Source organism: Streptomyces sp. NPDC029466 (assembly GCF_055574515.1).
In genome coordinates this window covers 18,385-36,143 of record NZ_JBVHZH010000024.1, presented here as the reverse complement: position 1 = coordinate 36,143, position 17,759 = coordinate 18,385, and the positions used below count along the sequence as shown (strand labels likewise).

Genomic DNA, 17,759 nt, shown 5'->3' with positions numbered 1-17,759 from the left:
GGAAGGTGTCCGTCCGCACGGGCGGCCCGTAGGGCCCCGGACGCGCCCGGCGCGCGCCCGGGGCCCACGCACGTGCACACCCGTACGCCCATGCTGCATGCTGGTGCATTCAAGACGGTCAAGACGGCCCGTGACCTCGCGGTCTCACAGCCCGCGACGGTCCGGACACCACAGTCAACGGCGTGGGAGCAGCGGCATGACATCCACCTTTCCGGACACCTCGATCAGCACGGACCGGTTGGTGCTGCGCCCCTTCGAGGAGGCCGATGTGCCGTCCCTCGCCGCGATGATGAACGACGAGCTGGTCGCGGCCTGGACCGCGATACCCCAGCCGTACACCGAGGACGCCGCGCGCCGCTGGACCACCGAGAGCGCCCAGGCGGAGCGGACGGCGGGCCACGGGATCGATTTCGCGGTCACCGAGTTCCTCACCCAGCGCCTGGTCGGCGTGGTCCAACTGCGCAACACCGACTGGCGGATCCGTTCCAGCGAGATCAGCTATGTCGTCGCCTCCTGGGCCCGCGGTGAGGGGTACGCCTCCGAGGCGTCGCTCGCCGTCGCCCACTGGCTCTTCCAGGACCAGAAGTTCGAACGTATCGAGCTGCGCACCGCCGCCGACAACGCCGCCTCCCAGCAGGTCGCCCAGAAGATCGGCTGCATCAGCGAGGGCGTGCTGCGCAACGCCTTCATAGCCCGCAGCCGCACCGAGGACGGCGGCTGGACGGACATCCGGACCGATCTGATCGTCTGGAGCCTGCTGCCCGAGGACCTCGAAGGGGTCCCCGGCCGGCTCGCCGACGCGAACGGATTCAGCTACCCCGAGTGGAACTGACCACGCCCGCACTCAGGTCCGTACCGCACGGGGTAGTCTCGGCCTGCCGCGCCTCTGCGCGACCAGCGCGGAACAGCGCACCACCACCGGCCGGCGGCCGCTCTGTCCGCCGCCCGCCCGCGTAACCACAGCAGCCCCAGGAGACTGACGAGCATGGCCGACCGGGTCACGGTGATCGGATGGGACGGCTCTCCACTGACCGCCGCGGCCCGCGCCGCGCTCGGCGCCGCCACGCTGGTGGCCGGCGCCGCCCACCACCTCGCCCTTCCCGAAGTGCCGCCGAACGCCGAACGGATCCGGCTCGGCAGTGTGACCCTGGCCGCCCGCCGTATCGCCCAGCACCGCGGCACCGCCGTGGTGCTCGCCGACGGCGACCCCGGCTTCTTCGGTGTCGTCCGCACCCTGCGGGCCCCCGAGCACGGCCTGGAAGTGGAAGTGGTCCCGGCCGTCTCCTCCGTCGCGGCCGCCTTCGCGCAGGCCGGCATGCCCTGGGACGACGCCCAGGTCGTGGTCGCCCACAGCCGCGATCTGCGCCGCGCGGTGAACGTCTGCCGCGCCCACACCAAGGTCGCGGTGCTCACCTCGCCCGGCGCCGGCCCCGCCGAACTCGCCCTGCTGCTCGGCGGCGTCCACCGCACCTTCGTCATCTGCGAGGAACTGGGCACCGAGCGGGAGCAGGTGACCGTCCTCACCTCCGACAAGGCCGCCGACCATGTCTGGCGTGACCCCAATGTCGTCATTGTCGTCGGTGGTTCGCCCGCCGGTGCCGCGGCGCAGGGCACCGGCTGGATCGCCGGTCACGAGGTCGGCCACCCGACGGGCCCGCGCGGCTGGGGACTTCCGGCGAGCGCGTACGGCGGCGCCCTGGGCGAGGGCGAGTCCGTCCAGCTGCGCACCGCACAACTCGCGCGTCTCGGGCCGCAGGTGGGCGACCTGGTCTGGGACATCGGCACGGGCAGCGGAGCCGCCGCGGTGGAGACCGCGCGCTTCGGCGCCGCCGTCATCGCGGTCGACGCCGACCCGGAGGCCTGCGCACGCACCGCCGCCCTCGCCCGCCGGCACGGCGTCCAACTCCAGGTCGTGCACGGCCGGGCACCGCAGGTCCTGGAGGACCTGCCCGAGCCCGACGTGATCCGGGTCGGCGGCGGGGGAGCGGACGTGCTCACCGCCTGCGCGGCCCGCCGTCCCGAACGGATCGTCACCCACGCCGCCACCCGCGACGAGGCCGAAGCGCTCGGCCGGGCGCTGGCCGACGGCGGCTACGAAGTCGAGTGCGCACTGCTCCAGTCCGTGGACCTGGACACTTCCGTCTGGGTCGAACGTGAACGGTCTGTGGTGTTTCTGCTCAGCGGGTATCGCGTTCCTCACCCGTGACCAGCACGGCAACCCGCGCGAGGTAGGCTGGCGGATCGTTGCGCCGCCGTTCCGCATTCGGCTTCGTACGCCAATATCCGGAAAATTCTGCGGTTTTGGCCGAATATGAAGCTCTGGAGAGCGGACGTGCCGCGAGGCGTGCTCGCTCGTTCTAGCTATCGGGGCGTCGGCGCGCCCCGGTCGAGCGCGTCGCACGAGCGGTTGGAAGGAGCACTACCAATGGGCGAGGGGTACGCATGACCGACACCGGCCAGGTCCCGGGCGAGGGACAGCCGGAGAACGCAGGCGGACATCCCGGGCAGCCGCAGCCGACGGCCGCTCCCTCCCCTGCCGACGCCGGACCGACGGAGCAGCCGGGCATGGCGCCCGCTCCGGGCGCATACCCCTACCTCGGCCAGACCGACGGCGCGGTCGCGGACGACGATCTGCTGATGCCGGGCGCCCAGGGCGCCTGGAGTGAGCAGTCCGCGCACCAGCCGCTCCCGCAGCCGCAGGAGACCCACCCCGGCGTGGACCCGCAGCCCCAGCAGGGCGCGCCGTTCGACGCGGCCGCCCAGGGGGCCACCGGCTACGAGCCGATGCCGGCCCCGGCCGGCGACCACGAGAGCGGCGGCCGGGACTCCGGTTCCGTCGACCTCAGCGCCGTCCGCATCCCCCAGCCCGCGGCCCCGCAGCAGGACCGGGCCCGCGCGGCCGCCCCCGCCACGCCCCCGCGCCGTCCGCTCCACATGGGCCCGCCCGTCCCCGACCCGACCGGCGGTGTGGTCCGTTCGCTCGCCGACCGCGGCCCGGCCGAGGTGCCCGCACGGCACGCCGGGCCCCCCACGGGCGGCCCCGAATACTTCGACGCCCCGGCCCCGGCCCCGGCCACGCCCGACGTCCCCGGCCCGGCGGCCGACGCCCAGAGCGCCGCCGACCTGCCGTACGCCGAGCAGCCTCCCGCGGAGGTGGCGGCGGCCGAGCAGGGCTTCGTCGCGCCCTCGTACGGTGAGCAGTCCTACGGCGGGCAGTTGAACGCCGAGCAGACCTACGGTGCCGCCGGCCAGGGCCCGTTGCCCGGCCCGCAGCTCGGCGAGATCCCGTCGCAGGTGCCGCAGTGGCACGACGCCGCCGCACCGGCCCCCGCGGCCCCGCTTGCAGAAACGGTCGCCCCCGAGGCGCCTGCCGCCCCCGCCGAGGTGCCCGTCGCCCCCGCCGAGGCAGTGCAGCCCGCCCCGCAGGAGGCGGCGCTGCCCGTCGAACAGCCGATGCCGCTGCCGGCCGAGGACGGCGCGCAGACCGTGGACGGTGCTCCGGCCGGGGACGGTGCTCCCGTCGTTGTCGCCACCGGGGCCGGGCAGGAGCCGCAGGCCGATGTGCCGATGCCGCCGCAGGACGGCGCTGCGGACGCGGTGCCGGATGCGGCAGCGCCCGGTCAGGAGGGAACGCCCGGGGCGGCGGACGCTGTAGTGGAGGCCACCGCGCCGGGTGCTGTCGCGGCGGGTGCTGTCACGGCGGATGCCTCCGCTGCGGAGGGCTCCGTGCAGGATGTCGCCGCTGCGGACGCCGCCGTGCAGGATGTCGCCGCTGCGGACGCGCCCGTGCAGGATGTCGGCGCGCCGGAAGCGCCCGCGCCCGACGCCCCCATCCCGGACGCGCCCGGTCAGGCCCCCGCTCCGGACGCCCAGCAGCCCGAGGCCGTCGCGCCCGAGGCCCCCCAGCCCGCCGGCCAGGGCGCGCCCGCCGACGCCGAGACGGAGGCAGCGGGACAGCCCGCCGACGCCTCGGCCCCGGCGCAGCCCGCCGACGCCGCCGCCCCGGCCCCGTCCGACGCGCCCGGCCAGGCCACGGCGCCCGTAGCGGACCAACCGGCTGCCGACGCCACCGACGACGCCCCCCAGGCGCCGCAGAACGAGCAGACCGCCGAACAGCCCGAGGCCACCGCCGAGCCCGTCGCCGCCGAGGCCCAGCCGGACGCCGTGGCCCCGGCCGAGTCCCACCCGGAGCCCGCGGCCGCCGCCCCCGTCGAGGGCGCCCCGGACCAGGCCACCCCGGCCGACGCCACCGAAGACGCCCCGGTTGCCGAGCCCGTCGCCCCGATGTCCGGCACCGCTCCCCAAGACCCGGTCGCCCTGGCCGCGACCGACGACGGGGTGCCTCAGGAGCAGGCCGTCACAGAGCCGTCCGAGGCACAGCAGCCGGCCGCCGGACAGCCGCAGCCCGGCGCCCCCGTGGACCCCGCGGGGCAGCAGACCGCCCAGGAGCCCGCCCCGGAGGCCGCGACGCAGGACGCGGACGCTCCCGTTGAGCAGCAGCCCGCAGCGGCCGCCCCGGACGACGCCGACAACCCCGCCGAACCGGCCGCGCCCGCGGCCGAGGCGACCCCCGGCGAGCCCGCTGAGGAAGCCGCGCCCGCCGCCGATCCCGCGGAGGCCGCGCCCGCCGCCCCCGCCGAGCCGACGGCCGAAGCCCGGCCCGTCACCGTCCACATCCCGGCCCAGGCGTCCGGCGAGCACACCCCCGTGGACGCCCCGGCCCCGCAGCCCCCGGCCCCCGCCGACGAGCCCGCCCCCGACGCCGAGCCCACCGCCGACGCCGACGAGACCCCCCAGCAGCAGGACGCTGCGGCACTCGTCCAGCTCGGCGAGGGCGAGGACGAGGACGAGGCCGTGAGTGCGGACGAGGACGGCGACCAGCAGCGGGCGGCGGACCAGCAGGGCCCCGCCGGTACGCCCGGCGTCGCCGACGGCCTGCTGTCCCCGGCCGCCGGGTACGACGACTCCGAGCGCGCCGCCGTCCACCGAGTGATCCGCGAACGCCGCGACATCCGCAACGGCTTCCGCAGCGACCCGATCCCCAACGACGTGCTGCTGCGCGTCCTGGAGGCCGCCCACACCGCCCCCAGCGTCGGCCACTCCCAGCCCTGGGACTTCGTGGTCATCCGCTCGGCCGAGACCCGCGAGAAGATGCACCAGCTCGCGATGGCGCAGCGCGAGGCGTACGCCAAGTCGCTGCCCAAGGCACGCGCCAAGCAGTTCCGCGAGCTGAAGATCGAGGCGATCCTCGAAACGCCGGTGAACATCGTCGTCACCGCCGACTCCACGCGCGGCGGCCGGCACACCCTCGGCCGCCACACCCAGCCGCAGATGGCCCCGTACTCCTCCGCGCTCGCGGTCGAGAACCTCTGGCTCGCGGCCCGCGCCGAGGGCCTGGGCGTCGGCTGGGTCAGTTTCTTCGACGAGCGGGAGATGGTCCGTGAACTGGACCTGCCCGAGCACCTCGAAGTCGTCGCCTACCTCTGCATCGGCTACGTCGACGAGTTCCCGGAGGACCCCGAGCTGCTCCAGGCCGGCTGGTCCAAGCGCCGCCCGCTGTCCTGGGTCGTCCACGAGGAGACCTACGGCCGCCGCGCGCTGCCCGGCGAGAGCCCGCACGACCTCCTCCAGGAGACCCTCCAGGGCATCCGCCCGCTGGACGCCAAGGCGCTCGGCGAGGCGTGGGAGCGGCAGAAGCGGATGACCAAGCCCGCCGGGGCGCTGGGCATGCTGGAGATCATCTCCGCGCAGCTGTCCGGGCTCTCCCGCAAGTGCCCGCCGCCCATCCCGGAGCCGGCCGCCGTCGCGATCTTCGCCGGTGACCACGGTGTGCACGCCCAGGGCGTGACCCCCTGGCCCCAGGAGGTCACCGGCCAGATGGTCGCCAACTTCCTGGGCGGCGGCGCGGTCTGCAACGCCTTCGCCAACCAGGTCGGCGCCGAGGTCTGTGTCGTGGATGTCGGTGTGGCGAGCGATCTGCCCGCCACCCCCGGTCTGCTGCCGCGCAAGGTCCGCGCCGGCACCGCCGACTTCACGGCGGGCCCGGCGATGACCCAGGAGGACGTGCTCAAGGCGATCGAGGTCGGTATCGACACCGCCCGTGACCTCGTAGCGGCCGGCAACAAGGCGCTGCTCACGGGCGAGATGGGCATCGCCAACACCACCACCTCGGCCGCGCTGATCGCCGTCTACACCGGCGTCGACCCGGTCGAGGTCACCGGCCGCGGCACCGGCATCAACGACGAGACCCACGCCCGCAAGGTCGATGTGGTCCGCCGCGCCCTGGAACTGCACCAGCCGGATCCGGCCGACCCCATCGGCGTCCTCGCCGCGATCGGCGGCCTGGAGCACGCCGCCCTCGTCGGCCTGATCCTCGGCGGCGCCTCGCTGCGTACCCCGGTGATCCTCGACGGAGTGAGTGCCGGCGCCGCCGCCCTGGTGGCCCGCGCCATCGCCCCCGAGGCGCTGGCCGCCTGCATCGCCGGCCACCGCAGCGCCGAGCCCGGCCATGTCGCGGCCCTGAACAAGCTGGGCCTGCGCCCGCTCGTCGACCTCGATCTGCGCCTCGGCGAGGGCACCGGCGCCCTGCTCGCACTCCCCGTGGTGCAGAGCGCCGCCCGCGCCATGCACGAGGTCGCCACCTTCGACTCCGCCGGAGTGACGGAGAAGACCTGATCAGGCCCTGACCTCCGCATGACCCCCGGCCCGCAGCCCCATAGGCTGTGGGCCGGGGCCGTACGCCACCCGGGCCGTACCCCCACCAGCCGCTCCAGAGCCGCAGCGGCTGAGCCGGTCGCCGAACCCGCACCATCCGCACAAGGAGCCGTACCGCCATGGCTGAGCACGTCGCCGAACACGCTGCCTACCCCGTCGGACTGCGGCTGTCCGGCCGCCGGGTGGTTGTCCTGGGCGCCGGACAGGTCGCCCAGCGCCGGCTCCCGTCCCTCGTCGCCGCCGGCGCCGATGTCCTGCTGATCTCCCCGTCCGCCACCCCGTCCGTCGAGGCGATGGCCGACGCCGGCGAGGTCCGCTGGGAGCGCCGCCGCTACCGGGCCGGCGACCTCGACGGCGCCTGGTACGCGCTGATCTCCACCGACGACCCGGAGGCCAACGCCGCCGCGTCCCAGGAGGCCGAGGACCGCCGGGTGTGGTGCGTACGCTCCGACGACGCCGAGGCGGCCACCGCCTGGACCCCGGCCACCGGCCGCAGCGAGGGCGTCACCGTCGCCGTGCTCACCGGCCGCGACCCGCGCCGCTCCGCCGCCGTACGTGACGCGATCGTCGAGGGCCTCCGGGACGGCAGCCTGGCCGCCCCGCACCACCGCCGCCCGCACACCCCGGGGGTCTCCCTGGTCGGCGGCGGCCCCGGCGACCCGGACCTGATCACCGTCCGCGGCCGCCGGCTGCTCGCCGAGGCCGACGTGGTCATCGCCGACCGCCTCGGCCCCCGGGACCTGCTCGCCGAACTCCCGCCGCATGTCGAGGTCATCGACGCCGCGAAGATCCCCTACGGCCGCTTCATGGCGCAGGAGGCCATCAACAACGCGCTGATCGAGCACGCCAAGGCCGGCAAGGCAGTGGTCCGGCTCAAGGGCGGCGACCCGTTCGTCTTCGGCCGCGGCATGGAGGAGGCCCAGGCGCTCGCCGAGGCCGGCATCCCCTGCACGGTCGTCCCCGGCATCTCCAGCACCATCTCGGTGCCCGGCGCCGCCGGTATCCCCGTCACCCACCGCGGCGTCGCCCACGAGTTCACCGTGGTCAGCGGCCATGTCGCCCCCGACGACGAACGCTCGCTGGTGGACTGGCCGGCGCTGGCCCAGCTGCGCGGCACCCTCGTCGTCCTGATGGGCGTGGAGAACAGCGGCGCCATCGCCGCCAAGCTCATCGAGCACGGCCGCGCCGCCGACACCCCCGCCGCCGTCATCCAGGAGGGGACCACCGCGGCCCAGCGCCGGGTGGACGCCACCCTGGCGACCCTCGGCGAGACCGTACGGGCCGAGGGCGTCCGTCCCCCGGCGGTCATCGTCATCGGCGAGGTCGTCGCCGTCGCCCCTGACCCCAGGTAACCGCTCCCCGACGCGGCATTGGCACCCCGACACCGACAAGGCACTATCTCCCCGTGGCAGAAATCATCACCGTCGACGACCCGGACGACCCGCGGCTGGCCGACTACACCGGCCTGACCGACGTCGAGCTGCGGCGCCGGCGCGAGCCCGCGGAAGGGCTCTTCATCGCCGAGGGCGAGAAGGTCATCCGGCGGGCCCGGCACGCCGGTTACGCGATGCGCTCCATGCTGCTCTCGGCCAAGTGGGTCGACGTCATGCGCGATGTCATCGACGAGGTCCCGGCACCGGTCTACGCCGTCAGCCCGGCCCTCGCCGAGCGGGTGACGGGCTATCACGTGCACCGCGGCGCGCTGGCCTCCATGCAGCGCAAGCCCCTGCCCGCGGCCACCGATCTCCTCGCCGGGACCCGCCGCATCGTGGTCATGGAAGCGGTCAACGACCACACCAACATCGGGGCGATCTTCCGCAGTGCGGCGGCCCTGGGCATGGACGCGGTGCTGCTCTCCCCGGACTGCGCCGATCCGCTCTACCGCCGCTCGGTGAAGGTCTCCATGGGCGCGGTGTTCTCCGTGCCGTACGCCCGCCTGGAGAGCTGGCCCCGGGACCTGGCCGCCGTACGGGAAGCGGGCTTCAAGCTGCTCGCCCTCACCCCGGCCGAGAAGGCCACCGCCATCGACGAGGCCGCGCCGCACACCCTGGAGCGCGCCGCGCTGATGCTGGGCGCCGAGGGCGACGGCCTGAGCACCGGCGCCTTGCGGGCCGCCGACGAGTGGGTCCGCATCCCGATGGCGCACGGCGTGGACTCCCTCAACGTCGGCGCGGCCGCCGCGGTGGCCTTCTACGCGGTGGCCACCGGCCGCCCGGCATAACGCCAGCGGGGAATTTCCCCTGACCCCACCCCGTTGAGGCCCGCAAGGGGCGCCCCCACCCCCTAGGGGTTCCGTTCCCCCACCCCGTAAGGCCCGGCTCCCCCGTAAGGCCCGGTTACCCCTAAGGGCCCGCCACCCCCACCCCGGCGGCCGCCGACGCGGAGCGTTCCGCCCCGAGTCCGCGGGCCGGGCCCTGGCACCCCTGGGCGGCCGCGATACCGAGCGCCACCAGCAGCGTCACCACCACGAACACGATGACGCGCTGGCGCAGCAGCCGGCGGTCGGGGCCCGGCCGGCGCCCGCCGGAGGTCGTGCGCACCGGGGTACGCGAACCGTTTCGCCCCGTGGGCCGCCCGGCCGGGACCCGTCGCCCGTTCCGCCCGCCGGTCCGCGGATTCTTCCCCGCGGCCGAGGCCGGACCGGCCGGCCGGGCCGCCCCGTCCCGCGGGACCGGGGGACGGGAGGAGTGCGGACGCGGCGAGGAGTTGCCCGCCGTCCGGCGCTCGGTGCGCTGGCGCGCGTACTCCTCGGCCCGCTGCCCGGTCGGCCGCTCGGAGGGCCGGCGCTCCCAGCCGGCGCCGCCGCCGGACCCGTTCTCCAGCGGCCCGCCCGACAGTCCGTGCGCCTCACGGGCCGCGATCTCCTTGAGCCGCAGCGACAGCGACAGGGTGCTGGGGCGGTCCGCCGGGTCCTTGGCCAGGCACGAGGCGAGCAACGGCGCCAGTGCGTCCGGCACCCCGGCGAGCTGCGCCTCCTCGTGGACCACGCGGTAGAGCATGACCTCCGAACTCCCCTGACCGAAGGGGGAGTCCGCGGTGCAGGTGTACGCGAGGGTGGCGCCCAGCGCGAAGATGTCCGTCGCCGGGGTCACCGCGGCGCCGCGCACCTGCTCCGGCGCCAGGAAGCCCGGTGAGCCGACGGCCGTACCGACATGGGTCAGTGTGCTGGCGCCGGTCGCCCAGGCGATGCCGAAGTCGATGATCCGCGGGCCCTTGGGCGAGAGCAGAATGTTGGACGGCTTCAGATCGCGGTGCACCACGCCCGCGTCATGGACGGCCAGCAGCCCCTCGGAGAGCGCGGCGCCGATGGAGGCGACCTCCGCCGGGGACAGCGGCCCCTCCTCGTTGACCTTGTCGTGCAGCGAGGGCCCCGGGACGTACTGCGTGGCGAACCAGGGGCGGTCCGCGTCGAGATCGGCCGCGACCAGCCGGGCGGTACAGCCACCGCGGATCCGCCGGGCGGCGGAGACCTCACGGGCGAACCGCGAGCGGAACTCCTGATCCTCCGCCAGGTCCGGCCGGATCACCTTGAGCGCCACCCGCTGCCCGCGCTTGTCCGAGCCGAGGTAGACCACACCCATCCCGCCCGCGCCGAGCCGGCGGTGCAGCCGGAACGTCCCGACGACACGCGGGTCCTCGCGTCGGAGCCGCATCATCGCCATGTCCGTCCCCTACCTGCGGTGGGGAGCCCCCTCCGCTGCCAACCGTCTGACGTGGCACAGCTTACGGATTGACGGCTCGCTGTGCTGAGAGGCCGCGCATGCGTCGGCCGGTGGATTGACCGGGGCCACATGCGGTCCTCGACGCGCGTGAGCGCTTCTTCCCGGCGGGCGGCCCGGTATCCCAGGTGCGCTCCCAATGATCCGCTGGGGAAGGGGGATTGACGGGATGTAACGGGATCGGGCCGGGTTGGTGAGGGATGCGGGGGATACGGCCGGGGCGCGGGAAGGGGCGCCGGGCCGGGTGCGGTGCGGCGGCGGGACCGCCGTACGCGGGGGAGCGGCCGGAGTGAGCGAGGTCACTCTCAGGAGTGCCCGGGACGGTCCGTCCGACGGTCCCCCCTCGGGGAGGTCCCCAGGTCCTGGACGTGCTTCTCCACCCAGAGGAGTACACGGGACGCGCTGAGGTCATCCTCCTGGAGGCCGCCGATTCGGTACGACGGCATGACGCCTGCGGCCGCCCGCCTGCCTAGGGTGGTCTTCAAGCGGCGGGTGGTGCACTCGTCCCCCGAGGTCAGACGCCCGCCGCCCCAGAACACGACGGGAGCGGGACGATGGCGCAGACCTCCGGGCGCAGGGTCCTCCGGGCGCAGGGGCGCAGAGTCCCCGTGGCGCTCGCGGGCCGGCCGTCCGCCGGTACCCGCCACCCCCTCGTCGCGGTGGCCATGGTGCTGCCGCTGGCGATCGTTCTCGCCGTGGTCTTCGGCGGCTGGGAAGCCGTGCTGACACAGGCGTCGTCCGTGGTCGGAATGCTGGGGCGCTGAGCTTGGCGCCCCGGTCCCGGGAGAGCAGCCCGGGACGGGGGACCTCCGGCCGAAACCCCGTGGGGACGGGGGGTGCGGCGGACGGCACGACGGCCGGGCATCTGGGGAGATGCCCGGCCTTCGAGCGTTCCGGACCGCGGCCGTCCCGTTCCGCCCGCGCCGCGCGTACGATCCCGGTCCGGGCCGCCCATGGCTCGCACCACCACGCACGGCGCATCCGGCCCGCGCCGGACCCGGGGGAACGATGACCGCCTCACTGCTCGACCGGCTGGCCGCCCTGTCCGCGACGGCGCCCCGGGAAGGCGTCCCGGCCCCGGCGACCCGGGAAGGCGCCCCGGCCCCCTCCTCCGAGGTGCTCGCCGACCGCCCCGACGGCACGGTCGTCCGCAGCGGCCGTACGGTCGCCAAGGCGCACGCTCCCGACGCCGACCCCCGCGCGCTCGCCGCCCGGCTCCGTATCGCCGCGCACCCCCTCCTGCACGGCATCCTGCTGCCCCCGCTCCCGGTCACCGCACCCGACGGCTATCTCACCCGCACCGAAGAGGGCCGTGCGCTCACCCGCTGGCCCTACGGCAGCCCGGTCCCGCCCGACGACCCCGATGCCGCCCCCTGGGAGGACACTGCCCGTCTGCTGGCCCGGCTGCACCGCGTCGACCTGCGCCAACTTCCCGGCCCCGTGCCGCCGATGCGCGGCCCCGCCAAGGCCGCCCGCGCCCTGGCCCGGCTGCGTACCGCACCGCTTCCCGCCGGCGGCCCGCCGTCAGGCCGCCACGCACCCCGGACGGCCGCCGGGGCGCTGCCCGCGGCTGCGGCCGCCGTCGAGCGGGCCTGGGCCGCGCTGCCGCCCTGGGTCCGTGGCGAGGCCGCGCCGCCGCGGGCCGGCACCCTCTGCCACGGCGATCTCCACCTGGGCCAGCTCGTCCGCCACCCCGCCGGCGACGGTCCCTGGCTCCTGATCGACATCGACGACCTCGGCCGGGGCGACGGCGCCTGGGACCTGGCCCGCCCCGCTGCCTGGTTCGCCACCGGCCTGCTGGCGCCGGACCTCTGGACGCGCTTCCTGGCCGCCTACCGCGCGGCCGGCGGCCCGGTCGTGGGGCCGGACGGTGATCCCTGGCCCGACCTGGAACTTCCGGCCCGCACGCTCACCGTGCAGACCGGCGCGCTCGCCGTCGCCAAGGCCGCCATCGCCGACCGTCCCCTGGACGAGGCCGAGACCGCGTTCGTCGAGGCCTGTGCCCGGATGACGTCCCCGCCACAGCAGTTGGCGCCGGCCGGCCCCGGCGTAGGCTGAACGCCCCGCTGCCGGGAGGCCGTTCCGGCGGTGCCGCCGCGAGCAGTAGTGGACGACAGGAGTTGAGCGACGATGCAATGCCCCAAGTGCCATGCACCGATGCAGACATACCAGCGCAATGGCGTGCAGATCGAGCAGTGCGCCGGCTGCCGGGGGATATTCCTGGACTACGGGGAGCTGGAGGCGCTGACCCGGCTCGAATCGCAATGGGCCCAGCAGGCCCCGCCGCCACCCGCTCCGCAGGCTTACCCGCAGGCCCCCGCCTGGGGCGCCCCGCAGCACGGCCACCACGGTCATCAAGGCCACCATGGACACCACGGCCATCACCGCGGCTTCGGCCACATGCTCTTCTCGTCCTGACCGCTCTCGTCCTGAACAACGACCGAGGGCCGGAGCGATATGCTCCGGCCCTCGGGATCAGGTGTGGACGATACTGGGATTGAACCAGTGACCTCTTCCGTGTCAGGGAAGCGCTCTCCCGCTGAGCTAATCGTCCTCGGGACCGCGGATCACGAAGATCCGCAGCTGCGTGCGCGATACTGGGATTGAACCAGTGACCTCTTCCGTGTCAGGGAAGCGCTCTCCCGCTGAGCTAATCGCGCGGGACGGATACCCCGTTTCCGGGGATCCAGTGGACGATACTGGGATTGAACCAGTGACCTCTTCCGTGTCAGGGAAGCGCTCTCCCGCTGAGCTAATCGTCCTTGGAGGTGGAGACGGGATTTGAACCCGTGTAGACGGCTTTGCAGGCCGTTGCCTCGCCTCTCGGCCACTCCACCAGGAGTGAGGGGGTTCGGGAAGATCCCCCACATCGAGCGGACGACGAGACTCGAACTCGCGACATCCACCTTGGCAAGGTGGTGCTCTACCAACTGAGCTACGTCCGCAGGTGTCTCTCCCAGACTACGTCCGGGAGCTACTTCGCCTCCGGGGCGCTTGCGCGTCCCGGCGACGTGTTGAACTCTAGCGGATTCCGGGGCCAGTACAAAAACGCGTTTGTGCAGCGTGCTGCGGTGCTCGCTCGGCGCAGGCGGCCCGCGGGCCGCCGCCATAGACTCGCTGACGTGCACGACTTCGCTCCGATGGCACGCTTCGGCGGCCTGATAGCCACTGACCTGCGGGATGTGACCAGCGATCCCGCGGCCCTGGACTCCACGGGCTGGTGGGCGGTCGCCGCCGACTTCGAGGGCACAGTGGTCTGTGCCCGCTTCGGCGACGTCCGGCCGGCTACCGCGGCGGACCGGCCCGCCGCCGACGCCTGGCGGGGCCCCGCGCCCGAGGACTGGATCAGCTCGCTGGACCGTGACGCCTATACCGGCGGTGTGCGGCGCGTCCGTGAACACATCGCGGCCGGCGACGTCTATCAAGTGAATCTCTGCCGGGTGCTGACCGCGCCGCTGCCCGACCCCGACCGGGCCGATGTCGACGCGCTGTCCGCGGTGCTGGCCCGCGGCAATCCGGCGCCGCACGCGGGCACGATCCGGCTGCCCGCGCACGGCGTCGAGATCGCCAGTGCCTCCCCGGAGCTGTATCTGCGGCGCGAGGACCGCATCGTCACCTCCGGTCCCATCAAGGGCACCGGCCGGACCGCGGCGGACCTCTCGGCGAAGGACCGGGCGGAGAACGTGATGATCGTGGACCTGGTCCGCAACGATCTCGGCCGGGTCTGCGCCACCGGAACCGTCACCGTCCCGGCACTGTGCGCCGTCGAGGAACACCCCGGCCTGGTCCACCTCGTCTCCACGGTGCGCGGCGAGCTGGACGGGGCGAACGAGAAGACCGCCTGGGCGGATCTGCTGGGCGCCACCTTCCCGCCCGGGTCGGTGACCGGCGCCCCCAAGTCCAGCGCGCTGCGGATCATCGAGGAGCTGGAGACCGCCCCCCGCGGCCCGTACTGCGGCGGCATCGGCTGGGTCGACGCGGACCGCCGCACCGGCGAGCTCGCGGTGGGCATACGGACCTTCTGGATCGACCGCACCCCGCCCGGCGGCCCGGTGCTGCGTTTCGGCGCCGGCGCGGGGATCATCTGGGACTCCGATCCGGAGCGGGAGTGGGCCGAGACCGAGTTGAAGGCGCGCAGGCTGCTGGCGGTAGCGTCGGGCCTGCATGAGGTGAGTGGAGGAAAGCGATGAAGATCTGGCTCGACGGGGCACTGCAGGACGCGGAGAGCGCCCGGGTCTCGGTTTTCGACCACGGCCTGACGGTCGGCGACGGAGTCTTCGAGACCATCAAGGCCGAACGCGGCCGCGCCTTCGCCCTCACTCGTCATCTGGAGCGCCTGACCACCTCCGCGCGCGGGCTGGGGCTGCCCGATCCCGATCTCGACGAGGTGCGGCACGGTTGTGAGGCCGTCATGGCGGCCAACCCGATGGCGCTCGGCCGGCTGCGGCTCACCTACACCGGCGGCGTCTCCCCGCTCGGCTCGGACCGCGGCGACGCCGGCCCCACCCTGGTCATCGCGCTCTCCGAGACCCGGCGCCGCCCCGACACCACAGCCGCCGTCACCGTCCCGTGGACCCGCAACGAACGCGGCGCGCTCGCCGGCCTGAAGACCACGTCGTACGGCGAGAACGTCGTCGCCCTGGCCCGCGCGCGGGAACGGGGCGCGTCCGAGGCGCTGTTCGCCAACACCGTCGGCGCGCTCTGCGAAGGCACCGGAGCCAATGTCTTCGTCGTCCTGGACGGTGAACTGCACACCCCGCCGCTGCACTCCGGCTGTCTGGCGGGCATCACCCGCGCCCTGACCGTCGGCTGGGCCGGCGCCAAGGAGACCGATCTGCCGCTGGACGTCCTGGAGCGGGCCGAGGAGATCTTCCTGACCTCCACGCTGCGCGATGTCCAGGCCGTGTCCCGGATCGACGACCGTCAACTCGCGGACGCCCCGGGCCCGGTGACCGCGGAAGCCATGCGGATCTTCGACGAGCAGGCGGCCGCCGACTTCGATCCGCGGTGATGACGCGCCCGCTCATGGGCGAGTAGAAAGTCCTCGTGACCACAACGCTGCGCCCCGCGGGACCGGAAGAACGGCACGACGACGGGCACCGCGCCCGCTCGTACGACGTCTGTGTCAACAGCCGCCGGGTCGGCGGGATACGGCTGACGACGGACGCCCGGTTCGGCCCCACGGCCGGCCGGATCGCGGAGCTGGTCATCGACGAGCCGGACCGGCACCGGGGCCGCGCCACGGTCGCCGCGCTCGCCGCGGAAGAGGTGCTGCGCGGCTGGCGTTGCCGGCAGATCGAGCTGACCGTACCGGCCGACGCCGAGGCCGCCGGGCGGCTCGCGGCGGCGCTGGGCTACACCGAGCGCAGCCGCATGATGAGCAAGCACCTCACCGCCGCGCCCCCGCTGCCCGACGGCAGCACCGACCGCGCGCTGAGCGAGGCGGAGTACCCGGCCTGGCGGGACGCCGCGCTCGCCGAGCACATCCGCACGCAGACCGGCCAGGGAATGGCCCGGGAGCGCGCCGAGGAGACCGCGGCCGCCGGCCATCGCGCCCTGCTCCCGGAGGGGGCGGAGACTCCCCACCAGGCGCTGCGCGTCCTGGCCCACGGCGGCGCGGACGTCGGCAGCATCTGGGTCGCCCTGCGGATGCCGGACCAGCCCGGCGGCTATGTCGTCGATGTGCGGGTCGCCCCCGGGCACCGCGGGCAGGGCCACGGCCGCACCCTGATGGGGATCGCCGAGCGGGAGAGCCTGGCGGCGCGCCGCACCAGCCTCGGTCTGAACGTCTACGCGGGCAACGCCCCGGCGCTGGGTCTCTACGTCTCGCTGGGCTACCGGCCCACCGGCTATCTGCTGTGGAAGCCGATCCTGTGAGCGGGCTCGCCGAGGGCCGGTGAGGTCCCGGGCTCAGTCCTGTTCGGCCAGCAGCCGGTCGGCGATCTCCTCGATACGGGCGCGCAGCCCCTCCTGGCTCTTGCCGCCGTCCAGCCGCTCGCCGCCGATCACATACGTCGGGGTCCCGGTCACGCCGATGGCCTTGCCCTCGGCCTGGTCCGCGTCGACGATCAGCAGATGCCGCCCGTCGATCAGCGCGGTGTCCAGCTCCTCGGTGTCCAGCCCCAGCTCGCCGGCGACCTTCAGCAGGAGCTTGTCCCCGCGCTTGCCGAGCTCCTCGGTCCGCGCCAGCACCGCCTCGATGTACGGCCAGCCCTGGCCCTGCTCGATGGCCTCCTCGGCGGCCTGCGCGGCGACATAGGCGTGCGGGTGCTTCGGCAGCGGGAAGTGGCGCAGCCGGATGTCCAGCCGGTCGCCGTAGCGCTCCCGCAGCGCCCGCAGGTCCTCCAGGGCGGCATGGCAGTCCGGGCACTGGAGTTCGCACCACACGTCCAGCACGGGGCGGACGGGACGGGCGGGGGACGGGGTGGTGGCGTCGTTCATGAGAGCCAGTCTTCCAGTCTTCCCACGGCTGGTCCCGCGAGGTACCCCGGACCGGCGGCCGAACCGGGACCTGGGAAGGACCCCGACCCCGAGATGTCCCTGAGGCCGGGCCGGAACATGGCCCCCGCGTGCCGGGACAAGGCAGGATGGAAGGGAGCAGACTGCCTGCTCACCCATCCATCGGCAGGAGGACCGGATGCTGACCTCGACCGTCTGTGCCGCGGTGTCGGCGGCGGGCCTGGGCATCGCCGCGATCACGGCATACCGCAAGCGGTTCCTGGCCGCGACCCGCATCGCCGCCTATTCCCTGATCCCCATCGGACTGGTGATGACGGGCGTCATCGACTGGCTCGCCGGGATCGTCTTCAAGCCCACGGTCTGGGCCGGCTTCGGCGTGCTCGCCCTCTCGTTCGTGCTGTTCATGACCACCAGGGCGGTGGAGCGCCGCCGCGGGGTCGGCAGCCGTAAGGAGCGCCGGGCCGCGGCGGCCGGCACGCCCGACGCGGTGGCTCCCGCCGCCTCCGCCCCCTCCCTCGGCGCGGGCCGCGCGGCGGCGCAGCCGGCAGCCAAGGGGAAGGCCGCGCCGGCCAAGGGCGGCGCCCCCAAGGATGACTTCTCGGACATCGAAGCGATCCTGAAAAAGCACGGGATCTGATGAACTACCGCTGCTGAGGCGTCCATCGGGCGCACTCGGACGATCATCTGCGTCATGATGCGCGCGAGATGAACGATGAGTGCGCCCTCGCCCAAGACGACGCCCCGTCCCCCCGACCACGCGGTTGTCTGTTCGCGCTGTCCCAGCCGCCGCTGATGCTCTTCCTCGCCGTGATCGGCTTTCTGCTCCTTCTCGGCGCGGTCCACGACCTCTTCCTCCTGTGAGGCCGG

At 74.4% G+C, this 17,759-nt stretch carries 15 protein-coding genes and 5 tRNA genes; 13 read left to right on the top strand and 7 right to left on the bottom strand.

Annotation, left to right across the window (positions count from 1 at the left end; all coding sequences use genetic code 11):
- Positions 1-196: 196 nt before the first annotated feature.
- The 5 genes from ACZ4XD_RS19440 to ACZ4XD_RS19420 all read left to right on the top strand — a co-directional run bounded on the left by ACZ4XD_RS19440 (position 197) and on the right by ACZ4XD_RS19420 (position 8,935).
- On the top strand, positions 197-832 hold the full coding sequence (locus ACZ4XD_RS19440) for a GNAT family N-acetyltransferase (RefSeq protein ID WP_468043619.1): 636 nt from the start codon (positions 197-199) through the stop codon (positions 830-832).
- Between the two features lie 153 nt (positions 833-985).
- Positions 986-2,206: a precorrin-6y C5,15-methyltransferase (decarboxylating) subunit CbiE gene (gene cbiE / locus ACZ4XD_RS19435; protein WP_468043617.1), complete on the top strand. Its 1,221-nt coding sequence runs from the start codon at positions 986-988 to the stop codon at positions 2,204-2,206.
- Between the two features lie 236 nt (positions 2,207-2,442).
- Positions 2,443-6,675: a nicotinate-nucleotide--dimethylbenzimidazole phosphoribosyltransferase gene (gene cobT, locus ACZ4XD_RS19430; protein ID WP_468043615.1), complete on the top strand. Its 4,233-nt coding sequence runs from the start codon at positions 2,443-2,445 to the stop codon at positions 6,673-6,675.
- Positions 6,676-6,833: 158 nt separating this feature from the next.
- Positions 6,834-8,066, top strand: a complete 1,233-nt coding sequence (gene cobA, locus ACZ4XD_RS19425; protein WP_468043613.1) for a uroporphyrinogen-III C-methyltransferase — start codon at positions 6,834-6,836, stop codon at positions 8,064-8,066.
- 53 nt (positions 8,067-8,119) lie between these two features.
- Positions 8,120-8,935: a TrmH family RNA methyltransferase gene (locus tag ACZ4XD_RS19420; protein WP_190140855.1), complete on the top strand. Its 816-nt coding sequence runs from the start codon at positions 8,120-8,122 to the stop codon at positions 8,933-8,935.
- A gap of 121 nt (positions 8,936-9,056) precedes the next feature.
- On the opposite strand, the gene ACZ4XD_RS19415 is transcribed toward ACZ4XD_RS19420, so the two are convergent.
- A complete protein-coding gene (locus ACZ4XD_RS19415; protein WP_468043611.1) occupies positions 9,057-10,376 on the bottom strand; it encodes a serine/threonine-protein kinase in 1,320 nt (439 codons plus the stop codon).
- A gap of 611 nt (positions 10,377-10,987) precedes the next feature.
- On the opposite strand from ACZ4XD_RS19415, the gene ACZ4XD_RS19410 reads away from it, so the two are divergent.
- The 3 genes from ACZ4XD_RS19410 to ACZ4XD_RS19400 all read left to right on the top strand — a co-directional run bounded on the left by ACZ4XD_RS19410 (position 10,988) and on the right by ACZ4XD_RS19400 (position 12,851).
- On the top strand, positions 10,988-11,197 hold the full coding sequence (locus tag ACZ4XD_RS19410) for a hypothetical protein (RefSeq protein ID WP_468043609.1): 210 nt from the start codon (positions 10,988-10,990) through the stop codon (positions 11,195-11,197).
- Positions 11,198-11,441: 244 nt separating this feature from the next.
- Positions 11,442-12,491, top strand: coding sequence for a phosphotransferase (locus ACZ4XD_RS19405; RefSeq protein ID WP_468043607.1), 1,050 nt, complete (start codon positions 11,442-11,444; stop codon positions 12,489-12,491).
- 72 nt (positions 12,492-12,563) lie between these two features.
- On the top strand, positions 12,564-12,851 hold the full coding sequence (locus ACZ4XD_RS19400) for a TFIIB-type zinc ribbon-containing protein (protein ID WP_468043605.1): 288 nt from the start codon (positions 12,564-12,566) through the stop codon (positions 12,849-12,851).
- A 64-nt stretch (positions 12,852-12,915) separates the two neighbouring features.
- Here ACZ4XD_RS19400 and ACZ4XD_RS19395 read toward each other — a convergent pair.
- The 5 genes from ACZ4XD_RS19395 to ACZ4XD_RS19375 all read right to left on the bottom strand — a co-directional run bounded on the left by ACZ4XD_RS19395 (position 12,916) and on the right by ACZ4XD_RS19375 (position 13,378).
- Positions 12,916-12,987: transfer RNA gene (locus ACZ4XD_RS19395), tRNA-Val, on the bottom strand.
- Between the two features lie 34 nt (positions 12,988-13,021).
- Positions 13,022-13,093, bottom strand: a tRNA-Val gene (locus tag ACZ4XD_RS19390).
- A gap of 30 nt (positions 13,094-13,123) precedes the next feature.
- Positions 13,124-13,195: transfer RNA gene (locus ACZ4XD_RS19385), tRNA-Val, on the bottom strand.
- Position 13,196: 1 nt separating this feature from the next.
- A tRNA-Cys gene (locus ACZ4XD_RS19380) sits at positions 13,197-13,270 on the bottom strand.
- A 35-nt stretch (positions 13,271-13,305) separates the two neighbouring features.
- Positions 13,306-13,378, bottom strand: a tRNA-Gly gene (locus ACZ4XD_RS19375).
- Between the two features lie 177 nt (positions 13,379-13,555).
- On the opposite strand from ACZ4XD_RS19375, the gene ACZ4XD_RS19370 reads away from it, so the two are divergent.
- The 3 genes from ACZ4XD_RS19370 to ACZ4XD_RS19360 are packed head-to-tail and all read left to right on the top strand — an operon-like array spanning position 13,556 to position 16,310.
- Positions 13,556-14,623, top strand: coding sequence for a chorismate-binding protein (locus tag ACZ4XD_RS19370; RefSeq protein ID WP_468043603.1), 1,068 nt, complete (start codon positions 13,556-13,558; stop codon positions 14,621-14,623).
- Positions 14,620-15,444, top strand: a complete 825-nt coding sequence (locus ACZ4XD_RS19365) for an aminotransferase class IV (RefSeq protein WP_468043601.1) — start codon at positions 14,620-14,622, stop codon at positions 15,442-15,444. Before ACZ4XD_RS19370 ends, ACZ4XD_RS19365 begins: the two co-directional genes overlap by 4 nt.
- A 35-nt stretch (positions 15,445-15,479) precedes the next feature.
- Positions 15,480-16,310, top strand: coding sequence for a GNAT family N-acetyltransferase (locus ACZ4XD_RS19360; RefSeq protein ID WP_468043599.1), 831 nt, complete (start codon positions 15,480-15,482; stop codon positions 16,308-16,310).
- Positions 16,311-16,343: 33 nt separating this feature from the next.
- Here the strand turns inward: ACZ4XD_RS19360 and ACZ4XD_RS19355 are convergent, their stop codons facing one another.
- Positions 16,344-16,874, bottom strand: a complete 531-nt coding sequence (locus tag ACZ4XD_RS19355; RefSeq protein ID WP_468043597.1) for a DsbA family protein — start codon at positions 16,872-16,874, stop codon at positions 16,344-16,346.
- Positions 16,875-17,070: 196 nt separating this feature from the next.
- Here ACZ4XD_RS19355 and ACZ4XD_RS19350 point away from each other — a divergent pair, with 196 nt between their 5' ends.
- Positions 17,071-17,529 (top strand): hypothetical protein, encoded by a 459-nt coding sequence (locus ACZ4XD_RS19350; RefSeq protein ID WP_468043595.1) that lies wholly within the window; start codon positions 17,071-17,073, stop codon positions 17,527-17,529.
- A gap of 68 nt (positions 17,530-17,597) precedes the next feature.
- Entirely contained in the window at positions 17,598-17,753 is a 156-nt protein-coding gene (locus ACZ4XD_RS19345; protein WP_181018640.1) for a hypothetical protein, read from the top strand.
- Positions 17,754-17,759: the final 6 nt, after the last annotated feature.